The sequence below is a fragment of the Acinetobacter lwoffii genome (assembly GCF_022809915.1).
GTDB classification, from domain to species: domain Bacteria; phylum Pseudomonadota; class Gammaproteobacteria; order Pseudomonadales; family Moraxellaceae; genus Acinetobacter; species Acinetobacter lwoffii_M.
This window is the reverse complement of record NZ_JALGQY010000013.1, coordinates 1-15711: the sequence shown is the minus strand read 5'-3', so window position 1 is coordinate 15711 and position 15711 is coordinate 1. Positions and strand designations below refer to the sequence as shown.

9 protein-coding genes are annotated in these 15711 nt (G+C 44.5%); 8 read left to right on the top strand and 1 reads right to left on the bottom strand.

Annotated elements, in window-relative coordinates; genetic code table 11:
• The first annotated feature begins 44 nt into the window (after positions 1-44).
• The 3 genes from rpoB (at position 45) to MTX11_RS08445 (ending at position 9042) form a co-directional block, all read left to right on the top strand.
• Entirely contained in the window at positions 45-4133 is a 4089-nt protein-coding gene (gene rpoB, locus MTX11_RS08455; protein ID WP_005102827.1) for a DNA-directed RNA polymerase subunit beta, read from the top strand.
• 151 nt (positions 4134-4284) lie between these two features.
• Entirely contained in the window at positions 4285-8475 is a 4191-nt protein-coding gene (rpoC, locus tag MTX11_RS08450; RefSeq protein ID WP_044111741.1) for a DNA-directed RNA polymerase subunit beta', read from the top strand.
• Positions 8476-8676: 201 nt separating this feature from the next.
• Entirely contained in the window at positions 8677-9042 is a 366-nt protein-coding gene (locus MTX11_RS08445) for a glycine zipper domain-containing protein (RefSeq protein WP_005108070.1), read from the top strand.
• A 57-nt stretch (positions 9043-9099) separates the two neighbouring features.
• Here MTX11_RS08445 and MTX11_RS08440 read toward each other — a convergent pair whose 3' ends face one another.
• Positions 9100-9594 (bottom strand): DUF4442 domain-containing protein, encoded by a 495-nt coding sequence (locus MTX11_RS08440; RefSeq protein WP_201771462.1) that lies wholly within the window; start codon positions 9592-9594, stop codon positions 9100-9102.
• Positions 9595-9711: 117 nt separating this feature from the next.
• Between MTX11_RS08440 and MTX11_RS08435 the strand changes: the two genes are divergently transcribed.
• From MTX11_RS08435 to htpG, 5 genes are all read left to right on the top strand, one after another.
• Entirely contained in the window at positions 9712-10593 is an 882-nt protein-coding gene (locus MTX11_RS08435) for an alpha/beta fold hydrolase (protein ID WP_243474882.1), read from the top strand.
• Between the two features lie 100 nt (positions 10594-10693).
• Positions 10694-12058, top strand: coding sequence for a Na+/H+ antiporter family protein (locus MTX11_RS08430; protein WP_243474881.1), 1365 nt, complete (start codon positions 10694-10696; stop codon positions 12056-12058).
• Positions 12059-12389: 331 nt separating this feature from the next.
• Positions 12390-12980: an OmpW/AlkL family protein gene (locus tag MTX11_RS08425; RefSeq protein WP_243474880.1), complete on the top strand. Its 591-nt coding sequence runs from the start codon at positions 12390-12392 to the stop codon at positions 12978-12980.
• 175 nt (positions 12981-13155) lie between these two features.
• The gene (locus MTX11_RS08420) at positions 13156-13500 is read left to right on the top strand and encodes a lysozyme inhibitor LprI family protein (RefSeq protein ID WP_004647317.1); all 345 of its coding nucleotides are present in this window, start codon (positions 13156-13158) and stop codon (positions 13498-13500) included.
• Between the two features lie 163 nt (positions 13501-13663).
• Complete coding sequence (gene htpG, locus MTX11_RS08415) at positions 13664-15583, top strand: molecular chaperone HtpG (RefSeq protein WP_243474879.1); 1920 nt, start codon at positions 13664-13666, stop codon at positions 15581-15583.
• Positions 15584-15711 lie beyond the last annotated feature (128 nt).

Below are 15711 nucleotides of genomic sequence, written 5' to 3'. Positions count from 1 at the left end.
CCGTTCTGCAGGCGGGCTTGGTTTACACTTTCCGAGGACTCCAGATGGCATACTCATATACCGAAAAGAAACGGATCCGTAAGAATTTTGGTAAATTGCCTAGCGTCATGGATGCTCCGTACTTGCTCGCGATTCAAGTCGACTCGTACAGAACATTCTTACAAGATGGCAAATCACCAAAAAACCGCGAAGATATCGGTCTCCAAGCCGCATTTCGTTCAGTTTTTCCTATTGAAAGTTATTCTGGCAATGCTGCTTTAGAATTTGTTGAGTATAGTCTTGGTAAGCCTGAGTTTGATGTACGCGAATGTATCCTTCGTGGCTCAACTTATGCAGCACCAATGCGTGTAAAAATTCGTTTGATCCTGAAAGATCGTGAAACGAAGTCAATTAAAGACGTACGTGAACAAGAAGTCTATATGGGAGAAATGCCATTGATGACGGATAACGGTACCTTTGTAATTAACGGTACCGAGCGTGTGATCGTGTCACAATTACACCGTTCACCAGGCGTATTCTTTGATCACGATAAAGGCAAGACTCACTCAAGTGGTAAAGTCCTTTATTCAGCGCGTATCATTCCTTACCGTGGTTCATGGTTAGACTTTGAATTCGATGCCAAAGACCTCGTCTATGTACGTATTGACCGTCGTCGTAAATTGCTTGCGACTGTGGTGCTTCGTGCCTTGGGTTATAGCAATGAAAACATTCTCGACATGTTCTATGAGAAAGTACCTGTGTATCTTGACATGGGTAGCTACCAGATTGACCTGGTGCCTGAACGTTTGCGTGGCGAAATGGCACAATTTGACATCCTGGACAAGGATGGCAAGGCAATTGTTGAGCAAGGTAAACGTATCAATGCGCGTCATGTACGTCAAATGGAAGCTTCAGGTCTTGAAAAACTTGCAGTGCCAGATGAGTACCTGTATGAGCGTATCACTGCTGAAGACATCCCATTAAAAGATGGTGATGTGATTGCAGCCAATACTGTATTAAGCCATGAAATCATGGTGAAAATTGCAGAAGGCGGCGTGAAGCAGTTCAATATCCTGTTCACTAATGATATCGACCGCGGTTCATTCGTTGCAGATTCTCTACGTGCAGATACGACGAGCAATCGTGAAGAAGCATTGGTAGAAATCTACAAAGTGATGCGTCCGGGCGAGCCACCAACAAAAGAAGCTGCTGAAAACTTATTCAACAACCTGTTCTTCTCTTCTGAACGTTATGACTTGTCCCCAGTCGGTCGTATGAAGTTCAACCGTCGTTTGGGTCGTCCTTACGAAGTCGGTACAGACCAGAAGTCACGTGAAGTTGAAGGCATTCTCTCGAACGAAGATATCACTGATGTATTAAAAACATTAGTTGAAATCCGTAACGGTAAAGGTGAAGTCGACGATATCGATCACCTCGGTAACCGTCGTGTTCGTTCTGTTGGTGAAATGACAGAAAACCAATTCCGTGTAGGTCTGGTTCGTGTTGAACGTGCTGTTAAAGAACGTTTAAGCCAAGCTGAAACTGACAACCTGTCTCCGCAAGATTTGATCAATGCGAAACCTGTTGCTGCTGCAATCAAAGAATTCTTTGGTTCAAGCCAGTTGTCTCAGTTTATGGACCAAAACAACCCGTTATCTGAGATTACGCACAAACGTCGTGTTTCTGCGCTTGGTCCCGGCGGTTTGACGCGTGAACGTGCAGGCTTTGAAGTACGTGACGTACATCAAACTCACTACGGTCGTGTATGTCCAATTGAAACACCGGAAGGTCCAAACATTGGTTTGATCAACTCGCTTTCTGTTTATGCGAAATGTAACAACTTTGGTTTCCTGGAAACCCCATACCGTAAAGTTGTTGATGGTCGTGTAACAGATGAAGTTGAATACCTTTCTGCGATTGAAGAAGTAGGCACTGTCATTGCACAGGCCGATTCTGCAATGGATAAAGATGGTAATTTAACAGAAGAGTTTGTATCTGTTCGTCATCAGGGTGACTTCGTACGTATTCCTCCTGAAAAAGTAACGCATATGGATGTATCTGCTCAGCAGGTTGTATCTGTAGCAGCGTCACTGATTCCATTCCTAGAACACGATGATGCCAACCGTGCATTAATGGGTTCGAACATGCAACGTCAGGCAGTTCCGACGTTGATCGCTGACAAGCCGCTTGTTGGTACCGGTATGGAAGCGAACGTAGCACATGACTCAGGTGTATGTGTGATCGCTCAGCGTGGTGGTCGTATCGAGTTTGTTGATGCGTCTCGTGTGGTTATTCGTGTGAATGAAGACGAAATGATCGCAGGTGAAGCAGGTGTAGATATCTACAACCTGATCAAGTACACCCGTTCGAACCAGAACACTTGTATCAACCAGAAAGTTCTTGTGAACCTAGGTGATAAAGTAGGTCGTGGTGATGTACTGGCTGATGGTCCATCGACTGATGGCGGTGAGCTAGCACTGGGTCAAAACATGCGCGTTGCGTTCATGACCTGGAACGGTTACAACTACGAAGACTCGATCTTACTTTCTGAGCGTGTACTTCAAGAAGACCGTTTAACCTCGATTCATATCCAGGAATTGTCATGTGTCGCACGTGATACCAAACTGGGTGCGGAAGAAATCACTGCCGATATCCCGAACGTGGGTGAAGCTGCTCTGTCTAAACTGGACGAGTCAGGTATCGTTTACATCGGTGCAGAAGTAACTGCTGGCGATATCCTTGTTGGTAAAGTAACCCCTAAAGGTGAAACACAGCTTACTCCAGAAGAAAAATTGCTACGTGCAATCTTCGGTGAAAAAGCGGCTGACGTAAAAGATTCATCTTTACGCGTTCCATCGGGTACGAAAGGTACTGTGATTGACGTTCAAGTGTTTACACGTGATGGTCTTGAAAAAGATGAACGTGCTCAAGCAATTGAAAAAGCACAGCTTGATGCATACCGTAAAGACTTGAAAGAAGAATTCAAAATCTTCGAAGAAGCTGCACGTGAACGTGTAATCCGTCTACTTAACGGCCAAGAGTCGAATGGTGGCGGTACAACTAAACGTGGCGACAAACTGTCTGAAGACGTGTTGTCTGGTTTAGAGCTTGTTGATCTTCTTGAAATTCAACCAGTTGATGAAGCAATTGCTGAACGTTTAACTCAAATTCAAGTGTTCTTGAAAGAGAAGAGCTTCGAAATTGACGAGAAATTTGCTGAGAAAAAACGCAAACTTTCTACAGGCGATGAACTGACGACTGGTGTATTGAAAGTTGTTAAAGTTTATCTTGCTGTAAAACGTCGCATCCAGCCGGGTGATAAGATGGCGGGTCGTCACGGTAACAAAGGTGTTGTATCAAACATCTTGCCGGTAGAAGACATGCCACATGATGCCAACGGTGTACCTGTTGATATCGTATTGAACCCGCTGGGCGTACCATCGCGTATGAACGTGGGTCAGATTCTTGAAACTCACTTGGGTATGGCGGCGAAAGGTCTTGGCGATCAAATCGACAAGATGATGAAAGAGCAACGTACTGTACTTGAGCTTCGTGATTTCCTAGACAAGATTTACAACAAAGTTGGTGGCGAGCAAGAAGATCTTGATAGCCTGACTGATGAGGAAATCTTGAAACTTTCTGGCAACTTGCGTGCTGGTGTGCCTTTGGCTACTCCTGTATTCGATGGTGCTGAAGAAGGTCAGATCAAAGAGTTGTTACAACTTGCAGGCCTATCTAGTACTGGTCAGACCGTATTATATGATGGTCGTACTGGTGAGCGTTTCGATCGTCCGGTAACTGTTGGTTACATGTACATGCTGAAACTGAACCACTTGGTTGATGACAAGATGCATGCGCGTTCAACTGGTTCTTACTCTCTAGTAACGCAACAGCCGCTTGGTGGTAAAGCACAATTCGGTGGTCAGCGTTTCGGTGAGATGGAAGTCTGGGCACTAGAAGCTTACGGTGCAGCATATACGCTACAAGAAATGCTGACTGTGAAATCGGATGACGTTGAAGGCCGTACCCGTATCTACAAGAACATTGTAGATGGCAACCATTATATGGACCCGGGCATGCCTGAATCGTTCAACGTATTGACCAAAGAGATCCGTTCTTTAGGTATCAACATTGAACTGAAAAATGGTGACTAATTAGTTCCATTTAATCTCCCCAAACCCCTCTTTGATAAAGAGGGCTTCCCCCTTAACAAAGGGGGATTGAGGGGGATTAAAATTCAGTTAAAAAACAATATTTGTGACCCAGTTGTTGAGTGAAAATCTCCACAACACACGGAGAAAAAAATTGAAAGACTTGCTCGATATCATGCGCAAAAAGACGGATTCAGACGGTCATGCTCCAGTAGAGTTTGACCGCATCCGTATTGGTCTTGCGTCACCAGAAATGATTAAGTCATGGTCTCACGGTGAAGTTAAAAAGCCAGAAACCATTAACTATCGTACGTTCAAGCCTGAACGTGATGGTTTGTTCTGTGCCAAAATCTTTGGTCCAGTGAAAGATTACGAATGCTTGTGTGGTAAATACAAGCGTATGAAATACAAAGGCGTCATTTGTGAAAAATGTGGCGTTGAAGTAACAACTGCGAAAGTTCGTCGTGAACGTATGGGTCACATCGAGCTGGCATCTCCAGTTGCACACATCTGGTTCTTGAAATCATTGCCTAGCCGTATCGGTCTATTATTAGACATGACGCTACGTGATATCGAACGTGTATTGTATTTCGAATCTTATGTAGTGACCGATCCGGGTATGACTCCATTTGAGAAATACCAACTTCTAAACGATGAAGAATACTTCAATGCATTAGAAGAACACGGTGATGAATTCACAGCGAAAATGGGTGCTGAAGCGGTTCAAGACTTGTTGAAAGACATCGATCTTGAAGCTGAAATTGCGCGTCTTCGTGAAGAAATTCCTGTTACAACTTCAGAAACCAAGCTGAAAAAAGCGTCTAAGCGTTTGAAGTTGATGGAAGCATTCAACGATTCGAACAACAAGCCAGAATGGATGGTGTTAACTGTACTTCCAGTTCTTCCACCAGACCTTCGTCCGCTTGTCCCACTTGAAGGTGGTCGTTTCGCGACTTCTGACCTGAACGATCTTTATCGTCGTGTGATCAACCGTAACAACCGTTTGAAGCGTCTTCTTGACCTTGCAGCGCCAGACATCATCGTACGTAACGAAAAACGTATGTTGCAAGAGTCTGTAGATGCATTGCTGGATAACGGTCGTCGTGGTCGTGCAATTACCGGTTCGAACAAGCGTCCGCTTAAATCTTTGGCAGACATGATCAAAGGTAAGCAAGGTCGTTTCCGTCAAAACTTACTTGGTAAGCGTGTTGACTACTCTGGTCGTTCGGTAATTACTGTTGGTCCAAACCTTCGTTTGCACCAATGTGGTCTTCCGAAGAAAATGGCACTTGAACTGTTCAAACCATTCATTTTCGCGAAACTACAAGCTTCTGGTCAAGCAACCACCATTAAAGCTGCGAAGAAAATGGTTGAGCGTGAAACTCCAGAAGTTTGGGATGTTCTTGCTCACGTGATTCGTCAACATCCAGTGATGTTGAACCGTGCACCAACACTTCACCGTTTGGGTCTTCAAGCATTTGAACCGATCCTGATTGAAGGTAAAGCGATTCGTCTACACCCACTCGTATGTGCTGCGTTTAACGCCGACTTCGACGGTGACCAAATGGCGGTACACGTACCATTAACACTTGAAGCTCAGCTTGAAGCTCGTGCGTTAATGATGTCAACGAACAACATCTTGTCTCCAGCGAACGGTGAGCCAATCATCGTACCGTCTCAGGACGTTGTCTTGGGCTTGTATTACATCACGCGTGATGCAATCAATGCCAAAGGTGAGGGCATGGTGTTCGCGGATACTCACGAAGTAAACCGTGCACTCGCAACAGGTCAGGTTGATCTACACGCTCGCGTTAAAGCACGTGTACACCAGACTGTGATCGACGAAGATGGTAACCGTGAACAGCAAACCATTATTGTAGATACGACGCCTGGTCGTTGCCTACTTTGGGAAGTTGTGCCTGAAGGTATGGATTTCCAGCAAATTAACGTTGAGATGACCAAGAAAAATATCTCGAAGTTAATTAACTCTTGCTACCGTAAATTGGGTCTGAAAGATACTGTTATCTTCGCTGACCAGTTGATGTACTTGGGCTTCCGTCAAGCGACGCGTTCAGGTGTTTCTGTCGGTATGGAAGACATGGTTATTCCACCGCAAAAACAAGCAATTATTGGTAAAGCGGAAGCTGAAGTTCGTGAAATCGAACAACAGTTCGAACAAGGCTTCGTAACTGCCGGCGAACGTTATAACAAAGTGGTCGATATTTGGGCGCGTACCAATGACCAGGTTGCTAAAGCGATGATGGACAACTTGTCTTTCACCACTGTGAAGAACAAACAGGGTGAAGACGAGAAGCAAAAATCATTCAACTCGATCTATATGATGTCTGACTCGGGTGCCCGTGGTTCGGCAGCTCAGATTCGTCAGTTGGCGGGTATGCGTGGTTTGATGGCGAAGCCGGATGGCTCGATCATTGAAACCCCAATTAAAGCGAACTTCCGTGAAGGTTTGACCGTACTTCAGTACTTCATCTCGACACACGGTGCGCGTAAAGGTTTGGCCGATACAGCATTGAAGACTGCGAACTCTGGTTACTTGACGCGTCGTCTAGTAGACGTTGCGCAGGACTTGGTTATTACCGAGCCGGATTGTGGTACGTATGACGGTCTGGTAATGACTCCGTTCATTCAAGGTGGCGATGTCATCGAAAACCTGGGTGCACGAGTATTGGGTCGTGTAGTTGCTGAAGATGTCAAGAAAGTGGGTACAGATGAAGTTCTGCTTCCACGTAATACTTTAATTGACGAGAAACTGGCTGCGTTTATCGAAAGCCAGGGTGTCGACGAAATTAAAGTGCGTTCAGTCGTGAACTGTGCATCAACCTTTGGTGTATGTGCGAAATGTTACGGTCGTGACCTGGCACGTGGTCATCAGGTGAACCCGGGTGAGTCTGTTGGTGTTATGGCAGCTCAATCGATTGGTGAACCAGGTACACAGTTAACAATGCGTACCTTCCACGTGGGTGGTGCTGCGAGCCGAACTTCTGCTGCAAACAGCGTGCAGGTTCGTAACCAGGGTACAGTACGTTTCCATAATGTGAAAACCGTACAACATGCCAAAGGTCACTTGGTATCGACTTCACGTTCAGGTGAAATCGGTATTGCGGATGATTTAGGTCGTGAGCGTGAGCGTTACAAACTGCCTTACGGTGCCTCTATCTTGCTCAAAGATGGCGAAGCTGTAGAAGCAGGCGGTATCGTGGCGACTTGGGATCCACATACACATCCATTGGTAACAGAAGTTGCTGGTAAAGTGCGTTTCAGCCAGATTGCTGATGGCGTGACGGTTACTTCTAAAACTGATGATGCAACAGGTATGTCAACCATCGAAATCTTGCCAGTGACTTCACGTCCTGCGTCAGGTAAGGATTTGCGTCCTGCTGTTGTGTTAGACACAGTAGATGGTGGTGAGCAGTTCTACTTCCTGCCACAAAACACGATTCTTTCTGTGCGCGATGGCGAAACGATTGGTGTCGGTGATGTCATCGGTCGTGTACCACAAGAAACTTCACGTACCCGTGATATTACCGGTGGTCTGCCGCGTGTAGCTGACTTGTTCGAAGCACGTAAGCCGAAAGAGCATGCAATCCTTGCAGAAGTGTCGGGTGTTGTAAGCTTTGGTAAAGAGACCAAAGGTAAGAACCGTCTGGTGATTACGCCGGATGATGGTTCTGAGATTTATGAAGAACTGATTCCGAAATGGCGTACGATTAACGTGTTCGAAGGCGAACATGTGAACCGTGGTGAAACTATTTCTGATGGTCCACAGAACCCGCACGATATCTTACGTTTGAAAGGCGAAGTTGCGCTTACAAACTACATCGTGAACGAAGTTCAGGACGTATACCGTCTGCAAGGTGTAAAAATCAACGACAAGCATATTGAAGTGATCGTACGTCAAATGCTGCGTAAAGTTGATATCACTGACGGTGGCGATACCAGCTTCATCAAAGGCGAACAAGTGGATTACATCCGCGTTGTTCAAGAAAACCAAGCAGTTCTTGCGCAAAACAAGTTCCCTGCGAAGTTTGAACGTCAATTGATGGGTATTACGAAAGCGTCGCTTTCTACTGACTCGTTCATCTCTGCTGCATCGTTCCAGGAAACCACGCGTGTGTTAACTGAAGCGGCTGTAACAGGTAAAGAAGATGACTTACGTGGCTTGAAAGAGAACGTGGTTGTAGGTCGCCTGATCCCAGCGGGTACAGGTTTGGCTTACCACCTGGAGCGTCGTCGTCAAGAAGCAGAAGCTGCAGAATTTGAACTGCACAATGACTTCTCTGATGTAGACCAAGCGCTTAGCCAGGCATTTAACGAAGAATTCTAATTCGAGTTAAAGCTGAGAAAAGAGACGCCTTCGGGCGTCTTTTTTTGTCTGAAATTTATAAATAAGACAGCTTGAACAGAAGAATAATCCATTGATATTTACAAAACTCAGCAGGAATACCGAGAGAAGTAACACGCTACAGATTTTAGTTTCATAAAATGAAGATAAGCTTAATTAAAGCAAGACAGGAAGGCCAAGGTCATGAAAAAATTAATGGGTGTTATGGCAGTTGCCACTCTTTCCACCTTTATGTTGGCGGGTTGTGAAAGTATGTCTGCCAATGAGCAACGGATCGGTGCTGCGGCCCTTGGTGGTGCAGTCGGTGGTGGTGTTGGTAATAAAGTCGGCGGTGGCGTTGGTGCAGCTGTAGGTGGTGGTGCCGGTGCTGCAGTGGGTAGTAAATCCCAAGGCGGTTCAAACCGTAATGCGACCTATAGTGGTGTAGGTGGTGCTGTTGGTTCCGCAGTCGGTAAAAGTATCTTCGGTGGTAATGCGGGTGCTGCAATCGGTGGCGCAATCGGTGGTGGTGCCGGTGCTGCGATTGAACAGGATAACCGTCGTCGTTAAGTCGAAAGTCACTTCAGATTCATCTAGATTTAAAAGTGCCAATGTGGCGCTTTTATCTTATTTAGGAGAGTTAATTTTCCCTTTGCTCTGTTTACGCCGGATATATACTGTTTTTTCTACTTCGGCAATTCTGACCCCGGCTTCATCATAAATATTCAGCTGATAATGTCGATACACTGGCGCATTATCGGCTGCCAGATTGATAATCGTGGCAATTTCTTCAGCAGAAATCCGAATGTCCGCCACCACTGTGCCGCGACCCGGTGCCAAAAACTGAATGCTGGCGCCTTTATCCCAGACCAGATATTTCGGCCCCAAATGATGCATCAGCAATAACATATAAAAGGGATCGACCATTGAATACAGGCTGCCACCAAAATGCACACCGACAATATTCTGGTTCTTACGGGTCAGCGGCATTTTGACCCGAACATGATAATTATTAAAATCAATCTTATCAATTTCGATGCCTGCACCACGATAAGGGGCATAACGGTTCAGAATAAATTTTGAAACCAGAGGCAGTTTTTGAATTTTCTGGAATAGGCTCATACTGACATTCTTTTTGCGGCTGTGATTATGCATACTAGAGCAACAAAAATGCGCTGGCATTGATCAATCATGCCGATTTATAAACTAAGTGGTCAATAATAAAAACAGGATCAAAAGATGGAAACACAAGTGCAATGGGTCGATACCACGGATCAGCAGTGTCTCTGTGTCAAAACTTATGGACAACCCGAACAAACAGCCTTGGTACTGGTTCATGGTTATCCTGATCATCAAGCAGTTTGGGAGCCAGTCATTGCTCATTTGAGTCAGGATTATTTTGTGGTGACTTATGATGTCCGGGGCGCAGGGGAGTCCAGTATTCCCAAAAAAATCTCCGATTACCGCTTGGCCCGTTTAAGTCAGGATCTGGAAGAGGTGGTGAATAAGGTATTGCCGAATCGAGCTTTTCATCTGGCTGCGCATGACTGGGGCTCAATTCAGTCCTGGGAATCTGTCACCGATCCACGCTTTAAAGGGCGAATTCTGTCTTATAGCACCTTATCTGGGCCATGTCTGGATCATGCCGCTTTCTGGATGCGTGAACAGTTCCAGCAAAACAAAGCAAAATTTTTAAAGCAAATGAGCAAATCTTGGTATATCGCGATGTTTCAGTTGCCTTTAGTGGCGCCGTTGGCCTGGAATTTTTTTAATCCGCAGCGTTGGGGCAAGATCGTGCAGCAACTGGAAAGACACGATGATCTGCCACTCAACCCGCATATTGTCAAAGATGGCAAATATGGTGTGAACCTGTATCGGGCCAATTTTTTGCCACGCTTAGCTCAACCACGGCAGCGTTTTGCCATCTGTCCGATACAGGCGATTGTGCTGAAATATGACCAGTTTGTCGGGCCAGATCTGGTTGATGAAATGTCAAAATGGGTGGATGATTTCTCGAAAGTAGAACTGGCTGCCAATCACTGGGCGATCCTGAGTCAACCGGAGCAAGTGGCTCAATTGATTGATGAGTTTATTCAGCGTAAATCTGCTGACATTCATTGACAGGCCACTCCGCGAAACATGACCCGACCAGAAAAAAGTGGCGGAATTTTTATCCGTATTTTCTGATAAAATAGCCGCTTTCTCTCTATTCCGATTCATTATGTTCGCAATTCTTGCTGCTATTGGAGTCATGTTCGGACTCTCGTTGGCACGTGTACCTGTGGTTTTTGCCCTGGTTATTGGTGCTGTTACAGGTGGTTTATTGGCAGGTCTAGGCCTACAGGGAACCTTGGACGCGTTTAACAATGGCTTGGGTGGTGGTGCTAAAATTGCCTTGGCTTACGGTATTTTAGGTGCATTTGCTTTGGCTCTGGCACGTTCGGGTTTACCGGATTTGCTGGCTTATAAAATGATCAGTACCTTAAAAGGTGAGGCCGATTTTAAAGCGCAAAACCGGGTGAAATATCTGATCTTTTTCACAGTTGCTATTGCTGCTGTGTTCTCGCAGAACGTTATTCCCGTGCATATTGCCTTTATTCCGGTACTGATTCCGCCACTATTGGCTGTATTTAACCATTTAAAGCTCGACCGTCGTTTGATTGCCTGTTTGCTGACCTTTGGTCTGGTCGCCACCTATATGCTCATTCCAGTCGGTTTTGGTGCGATCTTCCTGAATGATATTCTAGGTCATAACATCAATACCTTTGGTAAGCCATACGGATTTGAAATTAGCTATGACCAGATTCCATCTGCGATGGCAATTCCAGTATTCGGGATGTTTGTAGGCTTATTGGTGGCGATCTTTATTAGCTATCGCAAACCACGTCAATATCAAGATATTCATATCCAGGAACAGCAAAGTATTTCTGCTGAATTAGGTGTGGCTGAACACGTTAAACCGCAGATTGCCAAATTTACCATCTGGATGGCAGGTCTTGCAGTTATTGCTACATTGGCGGTACAGCTTTATTCAGATTCGATGATTCTGGCCGGTCTGGTCGGTGTCGCAATCTTGAGTTGTGCCGGGATCTTTAAATGGAAAGAAGCGGATGATGTGATCATTACCGGTATGCGCATGATGGCGCTGGTTGGCTTTATCATGATTGCAGCACAAGGCTTTGCCGCGGTGATTGAAGCGACTAATCAGGTACCAACCTTGGTTGAAGCATCAGTGAAATGGATTGGTAATAGTCAGGCATTGGCTGCCTTCCTGATGCTGTTGATTGGTTTGCTGATCACATTGGGCATTGGTTCGTCTTTCTCGACCATTCCCATTCTGGCGATTATTTATGTTCCGCTGTGTATCCAGTTTGGTTTCAGCCCGGCTGCGACCATTGCGATTATCGGGACTGCGGCGGCTTTAGGCGATGCCGGCTCTCCAGCGTCAGATTCAACTCTAGGCCCAACATCCGGTCTGAATATGGATGGTCAGCATGACCATATGAAGGACAGTGTGGTTCCAACCTTCATTCACTTCAATATTCCGTTGATGATTTTTGGCTGGATTGCAGCCATGGTTCTGTAAGTCAATTTCAATCTGCTCTGATATCTATTGGAGCAGATTTATCTAGATTTAAAATAAACAATAAGATGCATTTAAAATATATGTTTAAATAAAAATTAATATAAACCTGATTATTTCACTCTGAATAAAGCCATATTTATCTGCTTAATATACTTGGTATTTAAAACCAACCAATTCAGTCAATTTAAAATAAATAACTTTTTAAATCAATATTTTAAATAATAATTTAAAATTAGTTTTATAATCCTTATTGCATATTATTTTTCCTCGTGTTTATTATTAATTAAGATTTATTTTCTTAATAATTATTCTTCCTGTGGGGTATTTAAAAATGTTAAAGCAAGTCGCTCTAATTGCATTAATGGGTCTTTCTGCATCTGCGATGGCAGGTCAATGGCAGGTGAAAGTTGGTGCCAGTTCTTTAGCACCATCAAGTGACACTGAAATTGCACCAGGTTTAGTCGTAGAAGCGGATCAAGAATATGGTTTTACGCCGTCGGTCGAATACTTTTTTAATGACAATATTTCGGCAGAATTATTATTGGCTACCCCGTTTAACCATGACATTTCTGCTCAGGGTCTAGGGAAAATTGCCAAGATTAAACATCTTCCACCCACAATTACCGCTAAATATAACTTTAAAAATGCAACACGTTTTACGCCATATATTGGTGTAGGTGGCACAGCTTTTATTGCTTGGGATGAAGAAGGTCTGGCTAAAGATGTGAAAGAAGAGTTTGGTTTGGCAGGTCAGGTCGGCTTTAATTACCAGCCGGCCGATGCCAAAAACTGGGGCGTATTTGCTGACGTGCGCTATGCAGATTTGAGTCCTGAAGTGACTTTAGATGATGCTGATAATACTAAATTCGACTTAAATATTGATCCTTGGGTTTACACGATCGGTTATAGCTACAAGTTCTAAATTCTAACCTTACTCAACAAAAAAGCCTCATCTTGAATGAGGTTTTTTTTTCAAAATAACAACGATTTATAACTTATTGAAATTGAGCAGATCGGCAATGTTCAACTATATTAAAACGAATAAAGTAAATATTAATTGAATACGACTTAATAATTGAATAATAAGGAAGATCAGCATGAAGTTTTTAAGCCAAGGTATTGTGATCTTCTTCAGTCTGCTGGCAGGGTCTGCCTATGCGGCAAGTTTTGATTGTCAGAAAGCTGAAACCGTGACAGAGAAAGCGATTTGTGAACATCGTCTGCTGAATGATGCCGATGTCAAGATGAGTACCAGCTATCATATTTTACGTCGTATGGTGCCTATGGGAACCCGCTCGGTGATCCAGCGCGATCAGGTGAAATGGCTACAATTTCGTGACCGCTGTCAGGAATCGGTATCCTGTCTTAGTCAGGTCTATAATATGCGTCAGCAGCAAATAGACCTGCAATTTCAACGTATTTATAAGCTTGGGCCTTATTAGGACTTAAACCTAAGTCTTTAAAAATCCAAGCCAGATCAGATCAAGCGATTCTTTATAAAATATCTTGAGAAAAAATATACAACTGGCTATTGAAAATTTAGTAACTCACTCCATTCATATAGGCAACAGTATTGACCTGTATTTAAAATAAAAGGAGTGATTAATGAGCGAGTCTAGCGCACAAAAACATAGTTTCCAGGCTGAAGTGGCTCAGTTACTACATCTCGTGACCCATTCGCTTTATTCAAACCCTGAAATTTTCCTACGCGAATTGATCTCGAATGCCTCAGATGCATGTGACAAATTACGTTTTGAAGGGATTAATCATCCCGAATTTTATGAAAATGATCCGGATCTGCGCGTTCGTGTCAGCCTGGATGCAGACAACAAAACCATTACCATTTCAGACAACGGGATTGGCTTAAGCGAACAGGAAGCCATTGATAATTTAGGGACTATTGCCAAATCAGGCACCAAAGATTTTATGTCCAAACTGACCGGCGATCAAAAAGCCGATGCCCAGTTGATTGGCCAGTTTGGTGTCGGTTTTTACTCCGGCTTTATTGTCGCTGACAAGATTACGGTAGAATCGCGTCGTGCCGGCACAGATGTCTCTGAAGGCGTACGCTGGATTAGTGGCGGAACCGGTGAGTTCGAAGTTGAACAGATCAGCAAAGAAGGCCGTGGTACAGATATTATTCTGCATCTCCGTGACGATGCGCTAGATTATTTGCAAAGCTATAAAGTGAAGCAGATTATCAATAAATATTCAGACCACATCAGCCTGCCAATCCAGATGCAAAAAGAAGTCTGGCAGGAAGAAGAAGCGGCTGAAGGTGAAACGTCTAAAGGTGGCCAATATGTCAAAACCGATGAGTGGGAAGCCATTAACTCAGCCAGTGCATTATGGACTCGTAACAAGTCTGAAATCACTGAAGAGCAGTATGTCGAGTTCTACAAGAACTTAAGCCATGATTTCGCAGCGCCATTGGCTTGGGCGCATAATCGGGTTGAGGGCAGCACTGAATATACCCAGTTATTATATATTCCAAGCAAAGCGCCACATGATATTTTCACCCGTGAATCCAAAGCGGGTATCAAACTGTATGTGAAACGCGTGTTCATTATGGATGATGCAGATAACCTGATTCCAAACTATCTGCGCTTTGTACAGGGTGTGGTGGACAGTGCCGATCTGCCATTGAACGTGAGTCGTGAATTACTGCAAGAAAGCCGTGATGTAAAAACCATCCGTGAAGGCAATACCCGCCGTATCCTGACCATTTTGGATAATCTGGCTAAATCTGAAGATGAAAAAGATCAGGCAAACTTTAAGACTTTCTATCAGGAATTTGCTTCAGTATTGAAAGAAGGTTTGGGTGAAGATTTCAGTAACCGTGAACGTATCTTGAAACTGCTGCGTTATGCGACTTCGACCAATGATGAAGTTAGCACGTCATTGGCAGACTATAAAGCACGCATGAAAGACGGCCAGAAAGCCATTTATTATGTGACTGCAGATAGCCTGAATGCTGCGAAAAATTCACCGCAACTGGAACTGTTCAAGAAAAAAGGCATTGAAGTTCTGTTGATGACTGAACGCGTGGATGAATGGGCGATGAACTTTGTGAATGAGTTCGATGGTACGCCTTTGCAAAACGTGTCGAAAGGTGCAGTTGACTTAGGTGACCTTCAGGATGCCGAAGAGAAGAAAGCCCTTGAAGAAGCCGCAGCCCAGTTTAAACCGGTGGTGGATAAGTTGACGGATTCATTAAAAGACAAGACCAAAGAAGTGCGGGTGACGACGCGTCTGGTCGATTCTCCGGCTTGTCTGGTGACTGGAGAAGGTGAGTTGTCTCCGCAGCTGATTCGTATGCTGAAAGATGCAGGTCAGCCTGTGCCGGATATTAAACCGATTCTGGAAATCAACCCGGAACATCCGTTGGTGAAAAAACTGGATGGCTCAGCGCAGTTTGATGATCTGGCCAATGTGATCTTTGACCAGGCGGTGATTGCAGAAGGTGGATTACCAGAAAATCCTGCTGAATATGTCAAGCGCATTAATAGCTTGCTGCTTGCTTAAGTGCTGATATATTGAATGAGAAAATCCCTCTTCGGAGGGATTTTTTATGCCTGATCCTAGACAAAATAATGGACAGCACGTCCCTCTAAAGATAACGTAACTTTAATCTTTGGAGATTCAAGAAATGG

Coding starts and splice junctions, on each gene's coding strand:
- MTX11_RS08420 (WP_004647317.1), top strand. CDS start 13,156: ATGAAGTTTTTAAGCCAAGGTATTGTGATCTTCTTCAGTCTGCTGGCA.
- htpG (WP_243474879.1), top strand. CDS start 13,664: ATGAGCGAGTCTAGCGCACAAAAACATAGTTTCCAGGCTGAAGTGGCT.
- rpoB (WP_005102827.1), top strand. CDS start 45: ATGGCATACTCATATACCGAAAAGAAACGGATCCGTAAGAATTTTGGT.
- MTX11_RS08430 (WP_243474881.1), top strand. CDS start 10,694: ATGTTCGCAATTCTTGCTGCTATTGGAGTCATGTTCGGACTCTCGTTG.
- MTX11_RS08425 (WP_243474880.1), top strand. CDS start 12,390: ATGTTAAAGCAAGTCGCTCTAATTGCATTAATGGGTCTTTCTGCATCT.
- MTX11_RS08445 (WP_005108070.1), top strand. CDS start 8,677: ATGAAAAAATTAATGGGTGTTATGGCAGTTGCCACTCTTTCCACCTTT.
- MTX11_RS08435 (WP_243474882.1), top strand. CDS start 9,712: ATGGAAACACAAGTGCAATGGGTCGATACCACGGATCAGCAGTGTCTC.
- MTX11_RS08440 (WP_201771462.1), bottom strand. CDS start 9,594: ATGAGCCTATTCCAGAAAATTCAAAAACTGCCTCTGGTTTCAAAATTT.